The following is a 1243-nucleotide window of genomic DNA, read 5'->3' as shown; positions in this document are numbered from 1 at the left end:
CCGGCCGACCTTGCTGATGCTGGTCATCCTGCCATTCTGGACCTCGTTCCTGATCCGCGTCTATGCCTGGATCGGCATCCTCAAGCCGGAAGGCTTGCTCAATGAGTTCCTGCTTGGCATCGGCATCATCCACGAGCCGCTGCTCATCCTCAACACCTATAAGGCGATCTTCATCGGCATCGTCTATTCCTACCTGCCGTTCATGGTGCTGCCGCTCTATTCATCGCTGGAGAAGATGGACCATTCGCTGATCGAGGCCGCCAAGGACCTTGGCTGTCCGCCGATCAGCGCCTTCTGGAAAATCACCTTCCCGCTGTCGCTGCCGGGCGTCATCGCCGGCTGCCTGCTGGTGTTCATCCCGGCAGTCGGCGAGTTCGTCATTCCCGACCTGCTCGGCGGCTCGCAGACACTGATGATCGGCAAGACCTTGTGGAGCGAGTTCTTCGGCAACCGCGACTGGCCGCTGTCGTCGGCGGTTGCCGTCATCCTGCTGCTGCTGCTGATCGTTCCGATCATGCTCTTCCAGCGGGCCCAGGCGCGCGCGCAGGAGCAGGGCAGATGAACACCACCTGGAGCCGCTTCAACATCACCTCGGTCGTGCTCGGCTTTGCCTTCCTCTATCTGCCGATCGTGCTGCTCATCGTCTTCTCCTTCAACGAGTCGAAGCTGGTCACCGTCTGGGGCGGCTTCTCGACCAAATGGTACGTCTCGCTGTTCCACAACCAGGGCCTGATGGACGCGACCTGGGTGACGGCGCGCGTCGGCGTCATTTCGGCCACCGTCGCCACCGTGCTTGGCACGCTCGCCGCCCTCACTTTGACGCGCTACACACGCTTCCGGGGACGCATCCTGTTTTCCGGCATGGTCTTTGCGCCGCTTGTCATGCCGGAAGTCATCACCGGCCTGTCGCTGCTCCTGCTCTTCGTCGCCGTCGGCCTCGACCGCGGCTTCCTTACCGTCACGCTCGCCCACATTACCTTCACCATGTGCTTCGTGGCCGTCGTCGTGCAGTCGCGCCTGGTCTCGTTCGACCGCTCCCTGGAGGAGGCGGCGATGGATCTCGGCGCGCCGCCGGTGAAAACCTTCTTCCACATCACTCTGCCGGTGATCCTGCCGGCGATCGTCTCCGGCTGGATGCTGGCCTTCACGCTGTCGCTCGATGATTTGGTCATCGCCTCCTTCACCTCGGGGCCGGGCGCCACGACGCTGCCGATGAAGATCTACAGCCAGGTTCGCCTTGGCG

At 62.8% G+C, this 1243-nt stretch carries 2 protein-coding genes; both read left to right on the top strand.

Translation table 11 applies throughout. From position 1 onward, the window contains the following. Nucleotides 1-562: ABC transporter permease (locus EN742_RS35355; protein WP_148670546.1), on the top strand; the 562-nt coding region annotated here is incomplete at its 5' end. After that, the coding region (locus EN742_RS35350; protein WP_128333908.1) for an ABC transporter permease subunit at nucleotides 559-1243 on the top strand (685 nt) is incomplete at its 3' end. The genes EN742_RS35355 and EN742_RS35350, both read left to right, overlap by 4 nt.

The organism is Mesorhizobium sp. M4A.F.Ca.ET.020.02.1.1 (assembly GCF_004022645.1).
Classification (GTDB): domain Bacteria; phylum Pseudomonadota; class Alphaproteobacteria; order Rhizobiales; family Rhizobiaceae; genus Mesorhizobium.
The sequence above is the reverse complement of the archived record's forward strand: the minus strand, read 5'-3'. Positions and strand labels throughout refer to the sequence as shown.